Annotated in this window: 15 protein-coding genes; 9 read left to right on the plus strand and 6 right to left on the minus strand. The window is 74.1% G+C overall.

Annotated elements, in window-relative coordinates; genetic code table 11:
- The first annotated feature begins 612 nt into the window (after positions 1 to 612).
- Both ACWD4P_RS22415 and ACWD4P_RS22420 read left to right on the plus strand, forming a co-directional pair.
- Complete coding sequence (locus ACWD4P_RS22415; protein ID WP_449780774.1) at positions 613 to 1,080, plus strand: hypothetical protein; 468 nt, start codon at positions 613 to 615, stop codon at positions 1,078 to 1,080.
- A gap of 317 nt (positions 1,081 to 1,397) precedes the next feature.
- Positions 1,398 to 1,862, plus strand: coding sequence for a hypothetical protein (locus ACWD4P_RS22420; RefSeq protein ID WP_449780775.1), 465 nt, complete (start codon positions 1,398 to 1,400; stop codon positions 1,860 to 1,862).
- Between the two features lie 103 nt (positions 1,863 to 1,965).
- On the opposite strand, the gene ACWD4P_RS22425 is transcribed toward ACWD4P_RS22420, so the two are convergent.
- On the minus strand, positions 1,966 to 2,613 hold the full coding sequence (locus ACWD4P_RS22425) for a DUF4937 domain-containing protein (protein ID WP_449780776.1): 648 nt from the start codon (positions 2,611 to 2,613) through the stop codon (positions 1,966 to 1,968).
- A 151-nt stretch (positions 2,614 to 2,764) separates the two neighbouring features.
- Here ACWD4P_RS22425 and ACWD4P_RS22430 point away from each other — a divergent pair, with 151 nt between their 5' ends.
- Together ACWD4P_RS22430 and ACWD4P_RS22435 are read left to right on the plus strand one after the other, a co-directional pair.
- A complete protein-coding gene (locus tag ACWD4P_RS22430; RefSeq protein ID WP_449780777.1) occupies positions 2,765 to 3,820 on the plus strand; it encodes a GlxA family transcriptional regulator in 1,056 nt (351 codons plus the stop codon).
- Between the two features lie 45 nt (positions 3,821 to 3,865).
- Entirely contained in the window at positions 3,866 to 4,603 is a 738-nt protein-coding gene (locus ACWD4P_RS22435; protein ID WP_449780778.1) for an MBL fold metallo-hydrolase, read from the plus strand.
- A 52-nt stretch (positions 4,604 to 4,655) separates the two neighbouring features.
- On the opposite strand, the gene ACWD4P_RS22440 is transcribed toward ACWD4P_RS22435, so the two are convergent.
- From ACWD4P_RS22440 to gcvPA, 5 genes are all read right to left on the minus strand, one after another.
- Positions 4,656 to 5,309, minus strand: coding sequence for a GntR family transcriptional regulator (locus tag ACWD4P_RS22440; protein WP_449780779.1), 654 nt, complete (start codon positions 5,307 to 5,309; stop codon positions 4,656 to 4,658).
- Positions 5,310 to 5,409: 100 nt separating this feature from the next.
- Positions 5,410 to 6,156 carry an SDR family NAD(P)-dependent oxidoreductase gene (locus ACWD4P_RS22445; protein WP_449780780.1) on the minus strand — a complete coding sequence of 249 codons (747 nt, stop codon included), beginning with the start codon at positions 6,154 to 6,156 and terminating at the stop codon, positions 5,410 to 5,412.
- Positions 6,157 to 6,239: 83 nt separating this feature from the next.
- Positions 6,240 to 7,415 (minus strand): ATP-NAD kinase family protein, encoded by a 1,176-nt coding sequence (locus ACWD4P_RS22450; RefSeq protein ID WP_449780781.1) that lies wholly within the window; start codon positions 7,413 to 7,415, stop codon positions 6,240 to 6,242.
- Positions 7,412 to 9,010 (minus strand): aminomethyl-transferring glycine dehydrogenase subunit GcvPB, encoded by a 1,599-nt coding sequence (gcvPB, locus tag ACWD4P_RS22455; RefSeq protein WP_449780782.1) that lies wholly within the window; start codon positions 9,008 to 9,010, stop codon positions 7,412 to 7,414. Before gcvPB ends, ACWD4P_RS22450 begins: the two co-directional genes overlap by 4 nt.
- Positions 9,007 to 10,365, minus strand: coding sequence for an aminomethyl-transferring glycine dehydrogenase subunit GcvPA (gene gcvPA / locus ACWD4P_RS22460; protein WP_449780783.1), 1,359 nt, complete (start codon positions 10,363 to 10,365; stop codon positions 9,007 to 9,009). The genes gcvPB and gcvPA overlap by 4 nt, the downstream gene beginning before the upstream one ends.
- Positions 10,366 to 10,461: 96 nt before the next feature.
- Here gcvPA and ACWD4P_RS22465 point away from each other — a divergent pair, with 96 nt between their 5' ends.
- The 5 genes from ACWD4P_RS22465 to ACWD4P_RS22485 are packed head-to-tail and all read left to right on the plus strand — an operon-like array spanning position 10,462 to position 17,936.
- The gene (locus tag ACWD4P_RS22465; RefSeq protein WP_449780784.1) at positions 10,462 to 11,862 is read left to right on the plus strand and encodes an ABC transporter substrate-binding protein; all 1,401 of its coding nucleotides are present in this window, start codon (positions 10,462 to 10,464) and stop codon (positions 11,860 to 11,862) included.
- A gap of 11 nt (positions 11,863 to 11,873) precedes the next feature.
- The gene (locus ACWD4P_RS22470) at positions 11,874 to 12,803 is read left to right on the plus strand and encodes a carbohydrate ABC transporter permease (protein ID WP_449780785.1); all 930 of its coding nucleotides are present in this window, start codon (positions 11,874 to 11,876) and stop codon (positions 12,801 to 12,803) included.
- Entirely contained in the window at positions 12,800 to 13,660 is an 861-nt protein-coding gene (locus tag ACWD4P_RS22475; RefSeq protein ID WP_359820103.1) for a carbohydrate ABC transporter permease, read from the plus strand. Before ACWD4P_RS22470 ends, ACWD4P_RS22475 begins: the two co-directional genes overlap by 4 nt.
- 2 nt (positions 13,661 to 13,662) lie before the next feature.
- The gene (locus ACWD4P_RS22480) at positions 13,663 to 15,768 is read left to right on the plus strand and encodes a beta-galactosidase (RefSeq protein WP_449780786.1); all 2,106 of its coding nucleotides are present in this window, start codon (positions 13,663 to 13,665) and stop codon (positions 15,766 to 15,768) included.
- On the plus strand, positions 15,765 to 17,936 hold the full coding sequence (locus tag ACWD4P_RS22485; protein WP_449780787.1) for an MGH1-like glycoside hydrolase domain-containing protein: 2,172 nt from the start codon (positions 15,765 to 15,767) through the stop codon (positions 17,934 to 17,936). The genes ACWD4P_RS22480 and ACWD4P_RS22485 overlap by 4 nt, the downstream gene beginning before the upstream one ends.
- Positions 17,937 to 17,947: the final 11 nt, after the last annotated feature.

The following is a 17,947-nucleotide window of genomic DNA, read 5'->3' on the forward strand; positions in this document are numbered from 1 at the left end:
CACCCCCCCCCCCCGGGGGGGGGGGGGGGGCCCCCCCCCCCCCCCCCGGCCCGGTGCTCCGCCTGGCCTGCCCGCACCGCCCGTCCGCACCGCCCGTCCGCACCGCCCGTCCGCACCGCCCGTCCGCACCGCCCGTCCGCGGCACCCGTCCGCACCGCCCGTCCGCGGCACCCGTCCGCGGCGCCTGCCCGCGCCGGCCGGCCGCCCGCCCGCCCCGTCCGGGCAGACGGGCATCGGCTCGGTGACGGCACCGGTGATCAGAACCGTCGAACAGGCCGGGAACCGGATTTAGGGAGCGTTTTGCCGTTCCATTGCCAGTTCATGGGTGGCAGCTGTTTTCGGCTGGAGTAAAAGACGCTGATGAAACGGCGTACCGGATATTCCTGAAGCTCCGTCGGACGCCCGTCCGTCCGGCAGCTCGGTGGAATTCCCGCTCGAATCCTTCGCCGGGCGTGTACGTTGTTCGACGTCCGTAAGACTTGGACGCCGGTTCGTGGCATGCGCGGTCGCCGTGCCGCGCTCGTCCGCGATCCGTCAGCACTACCGGCACCGTCAGTACCACGGCATCCGCACCACGCCGGACCTGTTTCCGATGGACGAGGAATCGATCTGATGCGTATCGCTCGATGGACCGTCGCGGCGGCCACCGCCGCCCTGTTCGCCGCCGCTCCGGCCACCGCCCTCGCGGCACCGGCCGAAGGGGCGTCCGCCGTCGCCCCGACGATCACCGCCACCACGGTGGCCTGGGCCGCCTCCTACGGCACCGAGGCCTCGGCCTCCGGGACCCGCTGGGCCGAGCAGAAGCCGTCCGGCTTCGGCACCGACCTGGTGCTCACCGGCACGCTCACCACCACGGGCACCGGCTGCTACGCGGTGTGGACCCAGTTCACCAACGACTTCAGTGCGGGCCCCACCAAGAAGCAGGCCGAGGTCTGCGGCGCGGGCACGGTGGCCGTCAACGCCCGCCAGTCCTACTCGCTGACCACCACCGGCAGCATCGCCATCTGCAAGGCCGGTACCACCTACCCGTCGGACTGCGGTGAGTGGAAGAGCATCACCCACTGGCCCATCGGGGGCTGACCCTCCCGATTCGTTCCGGCGCGTGACGGCCGATCGTTTTTCGGCTGGAACGAAAGATACTGATGAAACGCCTCGGCGAAATACTCCCGGAGCCACGTCGGCTGCCGGTCCGTCCGGCAGCTCGGTGGAATTCCCGCTCGAATCCTTCGCCGGGCGTGTACGTTGTTCGACGTCCGTAAGAATTGGACGCCGGTTCGCGGTACGTGCGGTCGTCATCGCCGCGCTCGTCCGCGATCCGGCAGCACTATCGGCACCGCCAGTACCACGGCATCCGCACCACGCCGGACCTGTTCCCCCATGGACAAGGAATCGATCTGATGCGTACCGCCCGATGGACCGCCGCGGCGGCCACCGCCGCCCTGTTCGCCGCCGTTCCGGCCACCGCCACCGCCGTCGCGGCACCGGCCGAGGCGGCCTCCGCCGCCCCCACGACGGCCGCCACCACGGTGGCCTGGTCCGCCTCCTACGGCACCGCGGCCTCGGCCTCCGGGACCCGCTGGACCGAGACCAGCTCCGGCGGCTTCGGCACCGACCTGGTGCTCACCGGGACCCTCACCAACACGGGCACCGGCTGCTACGCGGTGTGGACCAGGTACACCTTCGACTTCACCCCGGGCCCCACCACCAAGCAGGCGGAGATCTGCGGCGCGGGCAGCGTGGCCGTCAACGCCCGCCAGTACTACAAGTACACCACCACCGGCAGCATCGCCGTCTGCAAGGGCGGCACCACCTCGCCCACGGACTGCGGCACGTGGCAGAGCATCACCCACTGGCCCATCTGAGCCCGACCCTCTCGATCCGGCCGTACCAGGCCCCCGGACCGGCGCACCTCGCCCGGCCCGGGGGCCCGTCCGTGTCCTCGGACTGCCGGACCGGCCGGCCTGCTCAGAGGACCGGACCCGGCGCCCCGAGGACGCGCCAGGAGGGTTCGAGGGGGAGCAGGTGGCCCGTCAGCGCGCGGACGTCGGTGGCGACGGCGGCGCGGGCGAGCAGGGCGGGGAGGTGGTCGGTGGTGTAGGCGTGGTGGGCGGCGGCGGTGGTCCACAGGGTGGTGACGAGGCAGCGGTCGGCGGCGAGCCGGGTGACGGTGCCGCCCAGCATGCCGTCCGCGGCGGCCATGCCCGGTGCCCAGACCTCGCGCTGGACGTCGAGGAAGTGCTCGGCGCGGCCGGGGTGGAGGCGGCAGTCGGCGGCGCGCAGGACGGTGGCCCGGCCTAGGGCCGCGGGCAGGGAGGGGGCCGCGCCCGGCATGGTGAGCACCACCGGGCCGGTGGAGACCTCGATCTCCAGGGAGGAGGAGCGCTGGTCGGCCAGGTCGGCGATCCGGTCGTGGCGCTCGCGCAGGAAACGGGCGTAGGCGGGTTCGTCGGCCCACAGGGCGAGCAGCAGGGCCCGGTCCGCGTCGGGCTGCCAGCCGCCGGTCTGGCCCACCAGGCCCGGCTGGTCGGAGAGCGCCGACCAGTGCCGCTGGCCGGCGGCGAACGCCTCACGTGCTCCGGGCCGCACCCGGCAGTCGATCCATTTGCCGAACATGCGGGCCATCATGCTGCGCCGGGGCGGTGGGGCGTCCATCGGACCTTGGTCCCGGGGCCGCTCGGGCCGGAGGCGTAGGCCGTGGGCGGTGGCCGGATGTTGCAGAGTCCCGTCATTGCCGCCATGGGTGCCGCCGGGCGAGGGTAGGGGCATGAACGACGCACCCCGTGGGCCGGAGAACGCGCACCGTGGCACGGACGACGCGCCCCGCCTGCCGCACCTGGTCGTGATCCCGGTGTTCCCCGGGGTGAACGCGCTGGACGTGACCGGGCCCGCCGAGATCCTCGCGCTGGCCGGGCGGCTGCTGCCGCCCGGGCGGCCCGGGTACGAGGTGCGGGTGTGCGCGGAGCGGGCCGGGCCGGTGGCGACGTTCTCGGGCGTGCCGCTGCACGTGACCGGGACGCTGGCCGGGGCGCGGGTGCGGGCGGACACGGTGCTGGTGCCGGGGCGGGTGGACCCGGGGCCGGACGGGCCGGTGCCGCGGGTGGACCCGGCGGTGGTCGCCTGGCTGCGGGAGGCCGGGCCGCGGGCCGGGCGGGTCGCCTCGGTGTGCGCGGGCGCGCACGTGACGGCCGCGGCCGGGCTGCTGGACGGGCACCGCGCGACCACCCACTGGGCGACCGCCGAGCGGCTGGCCGCCGACCACCCGGCCGTCGAGGTGGACGCCGACCCGGTGTTCATCCGCTCCGGGCGGATGTGGACCAGCGCGGGCCTGACCACCTCGATGGACCTCACCCTCGCCCTGGTCGCCGAGGACCACGGCGACGACCTGGCGCTGGAGATCGCCCGGATCATGGTGATGTACCTCCAACGCCCGGGAGGGCAGAGCCAGTTCAGTGTCCCGCTGGCCCACCGCACGGGCGGCCGGGCGGACCTGCGCGGCCTGCGCCGCTGGGCCGGCGAGCACCTGGCCGCCGATCTGTCGGTGTCCGCGCTCGCCGGGCGACTCGCCATGAGCGAGCGGCACTTCGCGAGGGTCTTCCGCGCCGAGACCGGCACCACCCCGGGGGCGTACGTCGAGGAGCTGCGCCTGGAGGCCGCCCGCCGGCTGCTGGAGCGCAGCGACCACCCGTTGCCGGGCGTGGCCCGGGCCTGCGGTTTCGGCTCGGTGGAGACCCTGCACCGGGTGTTCCGGGACCGGCTCTCCACCACCCCGGCGGACTACCGGCGCCGGTTCCGGATCCCGGACGCGCGAACGACTGACTGATCGTCAATCCTGTGAAAACCAAGGAGAGTTGTGAAGATCAAGGCCATGCACGTCGGAACCGCGACCGTCCTGCTGGAGGTCGGCGGCCTGCGGCTGCTCACCGATCCGGTCTTCGATCCGGCCCCCGCCGAGTACCGGCACGATCCGGTGGTCCTGCGCAGCACCGGTGGCCCGGCCATGGGCCCGGACGAGCTGCCGCCGGTGGACGCCGTACTGCTCAGCCACGACGAGCACCCCGACAACCTGGACGCCACCGGCCGGACCCTGCTCGCCGGCCGCCCGGTGCTGACCACGGTCAGCGGTGCGGCCCGGCTCGGCGGCGGGGCGCTGGGGCTGGCCCCGTGGCAGACCCGCGAGCTCACCGTGGACGGCCGCACCCTGCGGGTGACCGGCACGCCCGGGGTGCACGGACCGGTCGGGGACGTCACCGGGTTCGTGGTCGAGGCGCCCGGCGAGGAGGAGGCGCTGTACGTCTCGGGTGACACCGTCCACACCCCCGAACTGGACGAGGTGGGGCGGAGGTTCAGGATCGGTACGGCCGTGCTGCACCTCGGGGCGGCCCGGATCGAGGCCTTCGGCGGCGGCGGGCTGATCACCATGGACGCGGCGCAGGCCGCCGCGCTGACCGCCTCGCTCGGCGCCCGCCGGGTCGTCCCCGTCCACTACACCTCGTGGGAGCACTTCACCGAGGGGCGGGCGGAGACCACCGAGCGGTTCGCGGCGGCGGGCCTGGCGGACCGGCTGCACTGGCTGACCCCGGGCGTCGCCGAGCTGCTGGACTGACGGGTGGGCGGGCGGCCCCGGCCGGGTCACGGCCGTCCGCGTCCGGCCCGGGTCAGACCGCGGCGACCGGGGGCAGGCGGTCCAGGATGCGCTCCATGCCGCTGGTCCAGTTGGCCTCCAGCGCGGTGACGGCCTGGTCGACGTCGCCGTCCAGCAGGCACTGGGCGATCCGCTCGTGCTCCTCGGCGGCGCGTTCCAGGATCTCGTGGTCGCCGACCACCACCCGTTCGTAGCGGTGCAGGGTGAGCTTCAGCGACTCGATCATCTCGCGCAGCCGGGCGTTGGCACAGCCGGAGAGCAGCAGGGCGTGCCAGGCGTCGTCGTAGCGCTCTATCGTGCCGTGCGGGGCCTGGGGGGCGGAGAAGGCGCGGGCCTCGGCGAGCAGCCGGGGGGCGATCTCGGCCAGGTGTGCCGGGTCGGAGGTGCGCAGGGCCAGTGACTCCAGGGCGATCACGATCGCGGTGAGGTCGAGGAACTCCTGTTTGCCGGTGGGCGCGAAGCGGAAGCCCTTGCCGCGTTCGCTGGTGATGATGCCCTCGCGCTCCAGGCTGATCAGGGCCTCGCGCAGGGGGGTCCGGCTGACGCCCAGTTCCTCGGCGAGCTGGACCTCGTTGATCGACTCGCCGGGGGTGAACCGGCCGTGGCCGAGCTGCTCCAGGAGTTCGTCCTTCACCTGCTCGCGCAGCGGTCGCCGCTCGATCGCCATCGGGCTTCCCTTCTTCCTCGGTCCGTAGCGTACCGGCCGGGCGACGCACGTCGTCGCCCGGCCGCCGTACGGGGGTGCGGTCCGGTACGGTGCGCGGGCGTCAGGCGGTTCCGGCGCCGTCGACGGCGATGACCGCGCCGCTGACGAAGGCGGCGGCGTCGCTGGCCAGGAAGGCCACGGTCTGGGCGATGTCCCGGGGTTGGCCGATGCGGCCGAGCGGGCGGTCGGCGGCGTCGGTGTAGAAGGCTGCCGGGTTCTCGCCGAGCTGGCGGGCCTCCTCGGCGAGCATGCCGGTGTCGGTGTCGCCCGGGCAGACGCAGTTGACCCGGATGTTGTCGGGGCCGTGGTCGATGGCCATCGCCCGGGTCATGTTGACGACGGCGCCCTTGGAGGCGCAGTAGGAGATCGCCCGGCCGCCGCCCTTGATGCCCCAGCCGGAGCCGGTGTTGACGATGCTGCCGCCGCCGTTCGCGGCCATCAGCGGCACCACCAGTCCGCTGAGCAGCATGATCGAGCGGACGTTGACGGCCATCACCAGGTCCCAGTCCTCGTCGGTGATCTCGGTGACGGTGGAGCGGCGGATGATGCCGGCGTTGTTGAACAGCACGTCCACGCCGCCGTGTCGGCCGACGGCGGTGGCCACGGCGTGCTCGCAGTCGGCGCGCCGGGAGACGTCGCAGCGGACGTAGGTGGCGCCGATCTCCTTGGCGGCCCGTTCGCCGCGGTCGGCGTCGAGGTCGAGGAGGACGACGGCGGCGCCGAGTTCGGCGAGCAGGGCGGCGGTGGCCCGGCCGATGCCGGAGGCGGCGCCGGTGACGATCGCGCGCTTGCCGTGCAGGTCGATCATGGTGGCTCCTTCAACTGGCCCGGGGGAGTGGGGCGGTGGGATCGTCAGGAGGGACGGTGGGATCGTCGGGTGGGGCGGTGGGTTCAGCAGGAGAGGCGGTACACGGCGCCGGAGCGGCGGCCGGTGATCACCCGGACGTGGCCGGAGAGGGCGTCGTCCAGGTCGGGGTCGCCGGTGTCCAGCAGCAGGGGCCGCCCGGCCAGCGCGGCGAGCTTCGCCTCGGTGGCGAGCACCAGCAGCCTCTCCCGGCCCGCGGCGCGCAGCAGTTCGGGGGTGAGCTGCTGGTTGCCGCGGCCGAGCAGGAAGCCCTGGCCGCCGATCGGGGAGAGCACGATGTGGGGGGTAGCGGGCAGGGTGCGCAGCTGGTCGGCCCGGGCGTCGCGGATCAGGACCCGGGCGGCGGTGGCGAGGCCGTCGGCGCGGCCGGGTCCGAGCGCGGAGCCGGGGCCGAGCCGCAGCAGGTCGACCCCGGTGAGGCTGGCGCCGCGCGCGCCGAGCGCGGTGGCCACCGCGTAGGTGGTGCTGCCGGGGCCGAGGAGCAGCAGCCCGCCGGGGCCGACCCGTTCGGCGACCTCGGCGGCGATGCCGGCCGGGGTGCCCGGGTCGGGCCCGGAGCTGCCGGTCTTGCGCTGCTGCACGCGGGCGGGCAGCACCGGCACGGTCAGCCGGCCGTACAGCCGGGCGGAGACCCGGCCGGCCCGCAGGGCGGCCTCGTCGCGGTCGACCACCTCGGCGGTCTCCAGCCGTACCCCCCGGCCGGCCGCCCAGGCCGCGGCGACCTCGGCGGCGGCCCGGGGGTGGACGGCGAACACGGCGGAGTGCATCTTGACGCCGGCCGGGATGCCGAGCACCGGCAGGCGGGGTTCGGGGCCGAGGGCGTCGAGCACGTCGCGGGCGGTGCCGTCGCCGCCGCAGAACAGCAGCAGCCCGGCGCCGGCGGTGACGAGGGCGCGGACCGCCGCCCGGGTGTCCGCGGCGCCGGTCCGTGCCGCGGCGGGCCGGTGGACGACCCGCGCGGGCCGGCCGGCCGCCCGTGCGGCGTCGGCGCCCATCGGGCCGTCGGCCGTGATCAGCTCCACGTCCGCGGGGAGGTGGCGCAGCGTCAGCGCGGCCCGGGCGGCGGCCCGCGGCCGGGCCCCGAGCGCCAGGGCCCGCCGCTGGACCTCGGCGCCGTCGCTGCCCTTGAGGCCGACCCGGCCGCCGAGACCGGCGACCGGGTTGACCACGAGCCCGATGCGGGCGCCCGGGGCGGACGTCACGGCCGCTCGCCCAGGACCTTGCGGCGGTACGCGCGCCAGCTGACCGACCAGTGCGCCGGGTCGTCCAGCGGCTCGTGCCGGATCCGGTGCACGGTGGAGTTGTGCGGCGCGGTGCGGACGGTCTCCGGGTCCTCGTACGCCTCGCGGGCGACCTCGGCGAGGATCGCCGCGTACTCGTCCAGGTCGGCCCGGGAGTAGGACTCGGTGGGCTCAAGCGTCATCGGCTCGGGGACGACGTACGGGTGGTGGCTGGTCCAGTAGTGGGTGCCGAAGTCGGCGGCGCGGTAGCCGAGGTCCTCGCTGTGCAGGCCGGTGTCCTCGTTGAGCTGCTGCCAGCTGTAGCGGACCTGTTCGACCCGGGGGCGGCCCTCGGCGTACGGGACGGAGACGCCGCGGATCCGCCGCACCCGGTGCAGCAGGTAGTTGTTGTTGAGTACGGCGGTCTCGGCGGCCTCGCGCAGGCCCTCGGCGCCCAGCGCCATGATCCAGGCGTAGGCGCGCACCAGGTTCGGCACGACGCCCAGGTACGGGCGGATCTTGCCGACGGAGTCCGGCCGGTCGTCGTCCAGGCGGTACCGCTCGCCGTCGAACTCGACGGTGGGGCGCGGCAGGTAGGGCGCGAGTTCGGCGGTGACGCCGCAGGCGCCGGCCGCCGGGCCGCCGCAGGCGTGCGGGGTGGAGAAGGTCTTGTGGAGGTTGAAGTGGCACAGGTCGAAGCCGGCCTCGCGGGCCCGGGTGATGCCGAGGATGCCGTTGGCGTTGGCCTGGTCGTAGGCGCACAGGCCGCCGGCCTCGTGGACGATCCGGACGAACTCGGCGATCCGGGGGTTGTAGATGCCGGTGTCCTCGGGGTTGGTGATGAGCAGCGCGGCGGTGCGCGGGCCGACGGCGGCACGCAGCGCCTCGATGCCGGGGTAGCCGTCGGCGTCGGGGTGCAGGGTGATCACCCGGAAGCCGGCGGTCTTGGCGCAGGCGGCGTTGGAGGGGTGGGAGAAGGCGGTGGTGATGATCTCGTCGCGCTGCTCCAGCTCGCCGCGGGCGGCGTGGTGGGCGCGGATCACCGAGACGTTGGTCCAGATCGCCGCCGAGCCCGCGCCGGGCTGGAGGCTGACCCGGTCCATGCCGGAGATCTCCTTGAGCAACTGCTCCAGGCGGTGGACGAGTTCGAGCACGCCCTGGACGGTGGAGGGGTCCTGCGCCGGGTGCAGGGCGGCGATCCGGGGGTCGCGGACGAAGGTGTCGTTGACCTTGGGGCTGTACTTCATGGTGCAGGTGCCCTGGCCGACGTCCACGTTGAGGTCGGCGCCGAGGTTCTCCTGGGAGAGCCGCAGGTAGTGCCGGAGCACCTGCTGCTGGCCGAGTTCGGGCAGGCCGGGCGGCGTGGTGCGGCGCAGCGCGGCGGGCAGCCGTTCGGCCGGGTCGCCCACGGCGGCGGTGACGGCGGGCTCGGGCAGCGGGGGCAGGACGCCGCGTTCGCCGGGGGTGCCCAGCTCGAAGACGAGCTTCTCGTCCCAGCGGGCCTGGTGGAAGCGGCGCAGGGCGGGCTTGGGGGCGATCCGCGGGTCCACCGCGCCGGTGTTCTGACGGTTCGTCATTTGACGGTCTCCTCAAGCGCTTCGGCGAGGCGGTCGATGTCGGCCGCGGTGTGCAGCTCGGTGACGCAGTAGCGGCCCTCGTGCGACCCGGCCGGGGTGCCGCCGTGCAGGCCGAGGGCGAGCAGCGCCTCGGCGATCTCGGCGGCGGTGCGCTCGCCGGTGTAGCGGACGGTGAAGTCGGCGAAGTGCACGGCCTCGGGGTCGGCGAGCTCCACACCGGGCACGAGCGCGAGGCGCTGCCGGGCGTAGGCGGTGTTGGCGAGGATCGTGGCGCCGATCTCCCGCATGCCGTGCGGTCCCATCAGCGCGAGGTAGACCCCGGCGGCGATGCCGTGCAGGGCGGCGGCGGTGCCGACCCACTCCTTGCCCTCCTCGCGGACCGCGAAGGAGGTGCGCTCGTAGGCGACGTCGCCGAAGCCGTACTCGCCGGGGACGTCGGTGGGGGCGAGGCCGAAGAGCCGGCTCGGGTACTCGGCGACGAGGCGCTCGTCGTCGGCGCTGCCGATGAACCCCGCGTTGCCGCCGCCGAAGCTCGGGTGGATGCCGAGCGGCTGGAGGTCGCCGCAGGTGAGGTCGGCGCCGAGCTCGGCGGGCGGGGTGAGCACGCCGAGGCTCAGCGGGTTGGCGTGGGCGACCGCCAGGGCCCCGGCCCGGTGGGCGAGTTCGACGTACCGGGGCAGGGCGGTGTCCACCCGGCCGCGGTGGTCGGTGAGCTGGGCGTAGACGGCGGCGACGTCGCCCTCGGCGAGCGCGGCCTCGACGGCGGCCGGGTCGGCGGGGACGGACACCAGCTCGTGGACGCCGCGCACGTAGTCGCGGATCCGGGAGAGCCGGTCCGGGTCGATCGCGCCGACCAGCACCAGCCGGCGCCGCCCGGTGGCCCGCCCGGCCATCCGCAGCGCCGTCGCGGCGGCCTGGAATCCGTCGTACGTCGGCACGTTGACGACCTCGACGGCGAGCAGCTCGGCCATCAGGGACTGGTACTCCCACAGCGCCTGGAACCGGCCGTGGTCCTCGTACGGCTCGCCCGCGTAGGCGGTGAGGAACTCGCTGCGGTTGACGATCTCGTCCACCACGGCGGGCACGTGGTGGCGGTAGCAGCCGGCGCCGAGGAAGCTGCGGCCCGGCGGCACGGCCGTGTTGCGGGAGAGCAGTTCCTCCATGTGGGCGACCAGCCGGGCCTCGGAGCCGAGCGGCTCGGGCAGCCGCAGCGGGCGGTCCAGCCGCAGGGCGGCGGGGATGTCGGCGTAGAACTCCTCGACGTCCTGGGCGCCGACCGCCGCCAGCATCGCTTTCCTCACCTGGGGCGCGGAGTTGGGGATGTACGGGTGGGTTCGGGGGACGCGTGTGCTCATCCTGGCACCTTCCGCGATTTCAGTCACAAGCCTTGACGGGGTTGTGAATGCTGAGTTCTGTATACAGCATTCGGCATTCACCAGTCGGGAGGCAAGATGTCCGCAGAAACCCGGCACGAAAAACATCCCCAACTACCCGGCGACCAGGGAGGATTCACCGACGGCCCGTCCCGCCGCCGGTTCCTCTCCGCCGGACTCGCGGGCGGCGCACTGCTGTTGGCCGGCGCCACCGGGTGCGCGACCGGAGGAGCCGGCGGCAGCGGCGGCACCGGCGCCAAGCAGCTCGCCGGCAGCCCGGGCGCCGCCCTCACGGGAAAGGTCACCATCTGGTCCTGGGACGTCGCCGCCAAGGCGATGCAGCGGCTCGGCAAGGCCTTCGAACAGGCCCACCCCGGCACGACCGTCGACGTGGTGGACATCGGCTACGACAACGCCTACGACAAGATCACCGTCGGATTCGGCGCCGGCAGCGGACTGCCCGACATCCTCACCGTCGAGGGCCACAAACTGCCCACCTACATCGGCAACTTCCCCAACGGCCTGGTCGACCTCACCAGCCGGGCCGGGAACCTTAAGGAGCAGTACGCCGAGTCCGCCTGGCGCACCGTCACGGACACCAAGGGCAAGGTCTTCGCCCTGCCCTGGGACAGCGGACCGTGCGCCCTGTTCTACCGGCGCGACCTCTTCCAACAGGCCGGGATCGACCCGGCGGGCCTGAACACCTGGGACGACTACCTCACCGCCGGAACCACCCTCAAGGCTGCCACCGGCAAGAGGCTGATCACCCTGGACACCAAGCGGGACAGCTTCTTCGCCCTGCTGCTCCAGCAACAGGGCCAGCGCTGGTTCACCGGCGGCAAGGTGGCCGTCGCCACCCCCGCCGCCGAACGCGCGCTCACCCTGATGAAACAGCTCGTCGACCGCGACCTGGTGGACTTCGAGAGCGGCTGGGACGGCCTGGTCTCCGCCACCCACGACGGCAAGAGCGCCACCAACCCCACCGCCGCCTGGTGGGACGGCACCCTCACCACCGACCTGGCCGACCTCGGCGGCAAGTTCGGTGTCGTCCCGCTGCCCGCCTTCACCCCCGGCGGCACCCGCACCTCCAACAGCGGCGGCTCCGCCCTGTGCGTCACCGCGCAGAGCCGCAACCCGGAGACGGCCTGGGCCTTCCTCTCCTTCCTGCTCGCCGACAAGGCCAACCAGGCCTCGATGATGCGGCACGAAGGCCTCTTCCCCGCCTACCTGCCCGCCCTGGACGACCCCTACTTCCAGCAGCCCGCGCCCTACTACGACGGCCAGCCCGCCATGCGGCTGTTCGCCGACCTCACCCGGAGCATCCCCACCGTCGAGTTCACCTCCGAGGACTCCAAGGCCGGCGACATCGTCACCACCGCCGTCAACCAGGTGCTGCACAACGGCGCCGACCCGGGCACCGTGCTGCGCTCCGCCGCCCGCCAGATCGCCACCGCCACCGGCCGCCAAGCGGTCGGGTAGGGGCCGGCCCGATGACCAGTCCTCCGGCGTCCCTGCGCAAACCGGCGGCCGCCGCCCAGGCCGCCCCCGCCCGCCGCAGGCGCTCCCCACGCACCGCCGCCTGGCTGTTCGCCGGGCCCACCACCGCCCTCTTCGTCGCCTTCTTCGCCTACCCGCTCGGCGCCAGCCTCTTCCAGAGCTTCACCGCCCGCCGGGACGGCGCCGACGTCTGGGTCGGCCTGGACCAGTACCGCCGGATGCTCCACGACCCGGCCTTCCTGCACTCCCTGGTCAACACCGGCCTGATCCTCGCCGTCCAGGTGCCCGTGATGATCGGCCTCGCCCTGGTGCTCGCCGTCCTGCTCAACCAGTCCTGGCTGCGCTTCCGGGCCGGCTGGCGGGCGGTCTTCTTCCTGCCCGCCGTCACCACCCTGGTCGCCTACGCCGTGGTCTTCCAGGTCCTGCTGCGCACCGACGGCGGCCTCGCCAACCAGCTCCTCCAGGCCCTCGGCCTCGGCCCCGTCGACTGGCTCAACTCGCCCACCTGGGCCAGGATCTCGCTGATCGGCTCGGTCACCTGGCGGTGGACCGGCTACAACGCCGTGATCCTGCTCGCCGGACTGCACGCCATCGGCCGCGACCAGTACGAGGCCGCCGCCCTGGACGGCGCCGGCGCCGTCCGCACCTACACCGGCGTGATCCTGCCGCAGCTGCGCCCGGTGGTGCTGTTCTGTGTCATCACCTCCACCATCGGCACCCTGCAACTCTTCGACGAGAACTACGTGCTGACCCGCGGCGGCCCCGGCGACGCCACGCTCACCCCGGTGGTCTACCTCTACAAGGTCGGCTTCCAGCAGCTCGACTTCGGCTACGCGGCCGCCATCGCCTGGGTGGTCGTCCTGATCATCGCGGCGATCTCGCTGCTCCAGTTCCGCCTCTACGGAAGGGACCGCCGCCGATGACCGCCACCGTGCCGCTCCGGCGCGGCCGCACCCCGCTGCCCGCCCGGCTCGGGCGCCTCGCCGCCCTCGCCGCCCTCGTCCTCGGCGCCGTGATCAGCCTGGTGCCCTTCGCCTGGATGCTGATCGCCAGCACCCACAGCAGCTCCGAACTGTTCCACTCCCCACCGCCGTTCCTGCCCGGTGGCAACCTGCTGCGCAACCTCGCGCACCTCCAGGAGACCATCGGCTTCGGCCGGGTGCTGCTCAACAGCCTGGGCACCGCCGTCGTCTACACCGCGCTCAGCTCGCTGCTCTCCGCGATGTGCGGCTACGGCCTGGCCAAGTACCGCTTCCGGGGCCGCGGACTGCTGCTCGGCCTGGTGCTGGCGACCATGATGATCCCGCTGCAGGTGCTGCTGGTCCCGCTGTTCCAGATGATGGCCAGCCTCGGCTGGATCGACACCTACCAGGCCGTGATCGTGCCCTTCCTGGCCAACTCCTTCGGCATCCTGCTGATGCGCCAGGGCTTCCTGGACTTCCCCGACGAACTGCTGGAGTCGGCCCGGATCGACGGCTCCGGCGAGCTGCGCACCTTTTACCGGGTCGTCCTGCCGTGCGTGCGGCCGCAGTTGGGCGCACTGGTGATCTTCACCTTCATGGGCCAGTGGAACGGCTTCATCTGGCCGCTGCTGATGCTCAACACCGAGGACAAGTACACCGTGCCGGTGGCGCTCAACACGCTGACCGGACTGACCCACGTCGACTACTCCGGCCTGATGCTCGGCTCCTTCCTGGCCACGCTCCCGCTGATGGTGCTCTTCCTGCTCTTCCAGCGGCAGTTCGTGGCCGGCCTGCTGGGCGGAGCCCTGAAAGGATGACGATGGACCGCCTCACCCGGGTGCCCGGCCTGCTGTACGGCGGGGACTGGAACCCCGAGCAGTGGCCCGAACAGGTGTGGGCCGAGGACGTGAAACTGATGGCCGAGGCCGGGGTCAACCTGGTCACCGTCGGCGTCTTCTCCTGGGCCCGGCTCCAACCCGACGCCGAGAGCTGGGACTTCGGCTGGCTGGACCGCCTGCTCGACCTCGTCCACCGGCACGGCGTCGCCGTCGACCTGGCCACCGCCACCGCCTCCCCGCCCGCCTGGCTGGTACGCGCCCACCCCGAACTGCTGCCCGTCACCGCCGACGGCGTACGGCTGGAGTTCGGCTCCCGCCAGCACTACTGCCCCTCCTCGCCGGCCTACCGGCAGGCCGCCGTCCGGCTCACCCGGGCCCTGGCCGAACGCTACCGCCACCACCCGGCACTCGCCCTGTGGCACATCCACAACGAGTACGGCGACCACGTCCAGGAGTGCTTCTGCCCCGCCTCGGCCGCCGACTTCCGCCACTGGCTGCGCGAACGCCACGGCGGCATCGAGGAGTTGAACCGATCCTGGGGCACCGCCTTCTGGTCCCAGCACTACAACTCCTTCGAGCAGATCGAACCGCCGCGCACCGCGCCCGGGCCCGTCAACCCCACCCAACTGCTCGACTGGCGCCGGTTCTGCTCGGACGCGCTGCTCGCCCTGCACCACGCCGAGAAGGCCGTCCTGGACGAGGTCTCACCCGGCGTGCCGGTCACCACCAACTTCATGTCGATGCTCAAGGCACTGGACTACTGGGAGTGGAGCCGGCACGAGGACCTCGTCTCCGACGACGCCTACCCCGACCCGGCCGACCCCCGCGCCCACGTCAACGCCGCGATGAACTACGACCTGATGCGCTCGCTCAAGGGCGGCCGGCCCTGGCTGCTGATGGAACAGGCCCCCTCCGCGGTCAGCTGGCGCCCGGTCAACGTGCCCAAACGCCCCGGCCTGCACCGCCTCTGGTCGCTCCAGGCCCTGGCCCGCGGCGCCGACGGCGTCCTGCACTTCCAGTGGCGCGCCTCGGTGGCCGGAGCCGAGAAGTTCCACAGCGCGATGCTCCCGCACCGGGGCACCGCCTCGCGCGGCTGGCAGGACACCCTGCGCCTCGGCACCGACCTGCGCCGCCTCGGCGCGATCGCCGGCAGCCGGCTGCGCGCGCGGGCCGCCGTCCTGCTCGACTGGGACAGCTGGTGGGCGCTCGAACTGGACGACCACCCCTCCGCCCGGATGCGCTGGCTCGACCTGCTCCGCCCCTGGTACGCGGCCCTGTACGAGCGCGGCGTCACCGTCGACTTCCTCCCGCCCGGCGCCGAACCCGACGGCTACCCGCTGCTGCTCGCCCCCAACCTCTACCTGCTCGACACCGCCACCGCCGACCGGCTCACCGCGTACGTGCGGAACGGCGGCCGGCTCGTCTGCGGCCCCTTCAGCGGCATCGTCGACCGGCACGACCACATCCACCCCGGCGGCCACCCCGGCCCGCTGCGCGAACTGCTCGGCATCGTGGTCGACGAGCACTGGCCGATCCCGGACGGCGAGACCACCGGCCTCGCCCTGGACACCACCGGCCCGGTCCCCGACGCCACCGGCCTCGCCCCGGACGCCACCGGCCTCGCCCTGGACGCCGCCGCGCTGCGCGCCGAACGCTGGAGCGAGTGGATCGAGACCGAGGGCGCCGCCGAGACCCTCGCCCGCTACACCTCCGGCCCGCTGGCCGGCCGGCCCGCCGTCACCCGCAACCCCCTGGGCGCCGGCAGCGCCTGGTACCTGAGCGCCCACCTCGGCGCCGACACCGGCCCGGTGCTCGACCTCGCGCTCGCCGAGGCCGGCGTGGGCGCCGAACTGCCCGGCCTGCCGGAGGGGGTCGAGGCCACCCGCCGCCACGCCGCCGACGGCAGCCAGTACCTCTTCCTGCTCAACCACGGCCCCGTCGAACGCCGGGTGCCACTCGACACGCCCGGCACCGGCCTGCTCACCGCCACCGACCTGCTCACCGGCACCGCCCCCGGCGACACCCTCATCCTCGCGCCGCTCGGCGCCGCCGTCCTCCGACTCCCCGCCACCGAGGAGCGCGCATGAACCCGCTGACCCGCCGCCACGTCCTGGCCGGCTCCGCCGCCCTCGCCGCCGGAGCCCTCGCCGGGGCCCCGGCCGCCGCCGCGCCGCCTCCGGACCCGGCAGGCCCCCTGGACCGCTACGCCGACCTCCTCGACCTGCACGGCACCCCCGCCCAGGCCTACCCCGGCGACGCCCGCGGCAACAACCCGATCAACGTCTTCGCCGACCTCGGCGCCTGGCACGCCTACGCCCTGCCCCGCCCCACCGACCCGCAGGGCGGCTTCACCGGCCCGCTGCACCTTGCCCAGGAGTACCCCTGGTGGCTCAGCGACGGCCTGACCCGCCTCGCACTCACCGAACGGGGCCGCCCCCTCGACCTCACCGCCGGCGCCCCCGCGCGCGCCACCTCGCTGCCCGGCCTGCTGAGGCTCACCCACGACCTCGGCGGCGGCCTCGCCCTCACCCTCGAACTGCGCTTCGCCGGCGACCGCACCGCCCTGCTCCGGGCCCGGCTCACCAACACCGGCCCCGCCGTACGGATCCTCGCCGCCGCGTGGACCGGCCGGCTGCTGCGCCCCGCCACCGGACCGCAGCACGACGCACCGCGACTGGCCGCCGCCGAACGCGGCGTGGAGGTGCGCTTCGCGAAGGTCCGGCAGACCTGGGACTACCTCACCGACGGCACCGAGCGCTTCGCCGTCCGCCACGCCCGGCCCGTCCGGGTCGTACTGAGCGCCGACGGCGAGAGCCACCGCACCGAGCTCGCCGAGCCCGTACGGCTGGCACCGGGGGAGAGCCGCGGCCTGGACTGGACCGAGAGCTACACCTTCACCGAGGCCGAGTACGCCCGCGCCGCGCAGGACGCCGACGCCGCGCTGCGCGCCCCCGAGCGGGTCGCGGCCGAGGGCACCGCCCGCTGGCACGGGTACCTGACCCGGGCCACCGAGGGCGTCCCGGCCGCCCGCCGCCGCACCGCCGCCAAGTGCGTGCAGACCCTGGTCACCAACTGGCGCAGCCCGGCCGGCCGGATCCGGCACGACGCCGTCACCCCCACGCTCTCCTACAAGTGGTTCAGCGGCGTCTGGGCCTGGGACACCTGGAAGCAGGCCGTCGGCACCGCCGCCTTCGCCCCCGGCCTCGCCGCCGACCAGATCCGGGCCGTGTTCGACCACCAGGTCCCGCCCGGCTCCGCCGAGCGCCCGCAGGACGCCGGGATGGTCCCGGACTGCGTCTTCTACAACGACCCGACGACCGGCGGCGGCAACTGGAACGAACGCAACTCCAAGCCCCCGCTGGCCTCCTGGGCGGTCTGGGAGGTGTACCGGCGCAGCGGCGACCGGGCCTTCCTGCGCGAGCTGCTGCCCCGGCTGACCGCCTACCAGGACTGGTGGTACCGCACCCGGGACCACCACGGCGAGGGCCTGTGCGAGTACGGCGCCACCGTGGACCCGGCCAACGCCACCGCCCAGGACCGCGTCGAGGCGGCCGCCTGGGAGTCCGGCATGGACAACGCCCCGCGCTTCGACACCGCCGGCGTGGTCCCCAACCGGGACGCGAACGGGACGCTGCTCGGCTGGTCGCTCGACCAGCGCTCGGTCGACCTCAACGCCTACCTCGCCGCCGACCACCGCCACCTGGCGCTGATCGCCGCCGAACTCGGCGACCGGCCCGCCGCCGAACGCCTGCGGGCCCGCGCCGACCGGATCGACACCGCCGTGCGCGACACCATGTACGACCCGGCCGACGGCTGGTTCCACGACACCGACCTGGCCACCGGAGCCCGGCTCACCGACCGGGGCCGCGGCATCGAGGGCGCGATCCCGCTCTGGTCCGGCACCGCCACCGCCGCCCAGGCCCGCACCGTCCGCCGGCTGCTGCTCGACCCGGCGGAGTTCGGCACCGCCATGCCGTTCCCGACGGTCGCCCGCAGCTCGCCCGCCTTCGACCCGGCCGGATACTGGCGCGGCCTGGCCTGGCTCGACCAGACCTACTTCGCGATCGAGGGCCTGCGCCGGTACGGCTGGGAGCAGGACGCCCGGCGCACGGTCGAGCGGCTGCTGGCCACCGCCGCGGGGCTGGCCGGGGACGGCCCGGTCCGGGAGAACTACCACCCGCTGACCGGGGAGGGGCACAGCTCGACCAACTTCAGCTGGTCGGCGGCGCTGCTGCTGCCCCTGCTGCGCGTCTGAGCGGCTTTGGC

This window comes from Kitasatospora sp. NPDC002543, from assembly GCF_053594915.1.

What these genes read in the sequence shown, in the direction of transcription:
- ACWD4P_RS22415 (WP_449780774.1), top strand. Translation starts at nt 613, where the DNA reads ATGCGTATCGCTCGATGGACCGTCGCGGCGGCCACCGCCGCCCTGTTC.
- ACWD4P_RS22420 (WP_449780775.1), top strand. Translation starts at nt 1,398, where the DNA reads ATGCGTACCGCCCGATGGACCGCCGCGGCGGCCACCGCCGCCCTGTTC.
- ACWD4P_RS22425 (WP_449780776.1), bottom strand. Translation starts at nt 2,613, where the DNA reads ATGTTCGGCAAATGGATCGACTGCCGGGTGCGGCCCGGAGCACGTGAG.
- ACWD4P_RS22430 (WP_449780777.1), top strand. Translation starts at nt 2,765, where the DNA reads ATGAACGACGCACCCCGTGGGCCGGAGAACGCGCACCGTGGCACGGAC.
- ACWD4P_RS22435 (WP_449780778.1), top strand. Translation starts at nt 3,866, where the DNA reads ATGCACGTCGGAACCGCGACCGTCCTGCTGGAGGTCGGCGGCCTGCGG.
- ACWD4P_RS22440 (WP_449780779.1), bottom strand. Translation starts at nt 5,309, where the DNA reads ATGGCGATCGAGCGGCGACCGCTGCGCGAGCAGGTGAAGGACGAACTC.
- ACWD4P_RS22445 (WP_449780780.1), bottom strand. Translation starts at nt 6,156, where the DNA reads ATGATCGACCTGCACGGCAAGCGCGCGATCGTCACCGGCGCCGCCTCC.
- gcvPB (WP_449780782.1), bottom strand. Translation starts at nt 9,010, where the DNA reads ATGACGAACCGTCAGAACACCGGCGCGGTGGACCCGCGGATCGCCCCC.
- gcvPA (WP_449780783.1), bottom strand. Translation starts at nt 10,365, where the DNA reads ATGAGCACACGCGTCCCCCGAACCCACCCGTACATCCCCAACTCCGCG.
- ACWD4P_RS22465 (WP_449780784.1), top strand. Translation starts at nt 10,462, where the DNA reads ATGTCCGCAGAAACCCGGCACGAAAAACATCCCCAACTACCCGGCGAC.
- ACWD4P_RS22470 (WP_449780785.1), top strand. Translation starts at nt 11,874, where the DNA reads ATGACCAGTCCTCCGGCGTCCCTGCGCAAACCGGCGGCCGCCGCCCAG.
- ACWD4P_RS22475 (WP_359820103.1), top strand. Translation starts at nt 12,800, where the DNA reads ATGACCGCCACCGTGCCGCTCCGGCGCGGCCGCACCCCGCTGCCCGCC.
- ACWD4P_RS22480 (WP_449780786.1), top strand. Translation starts at nt 13,663, where the DNA reads ATGGACCGCCTCACCCGGGTGCCCGGCCTGCTGTACGGCGGGGACTGG.
- ACWD4P_RS22485 (WP_449780787.1), top strand. Translation starts at nt 15,765, where the DNA reads ATGAACCCGCTGACCCGCCGCCACGTCCTGGCCGGCTCCGCCGCCCTC.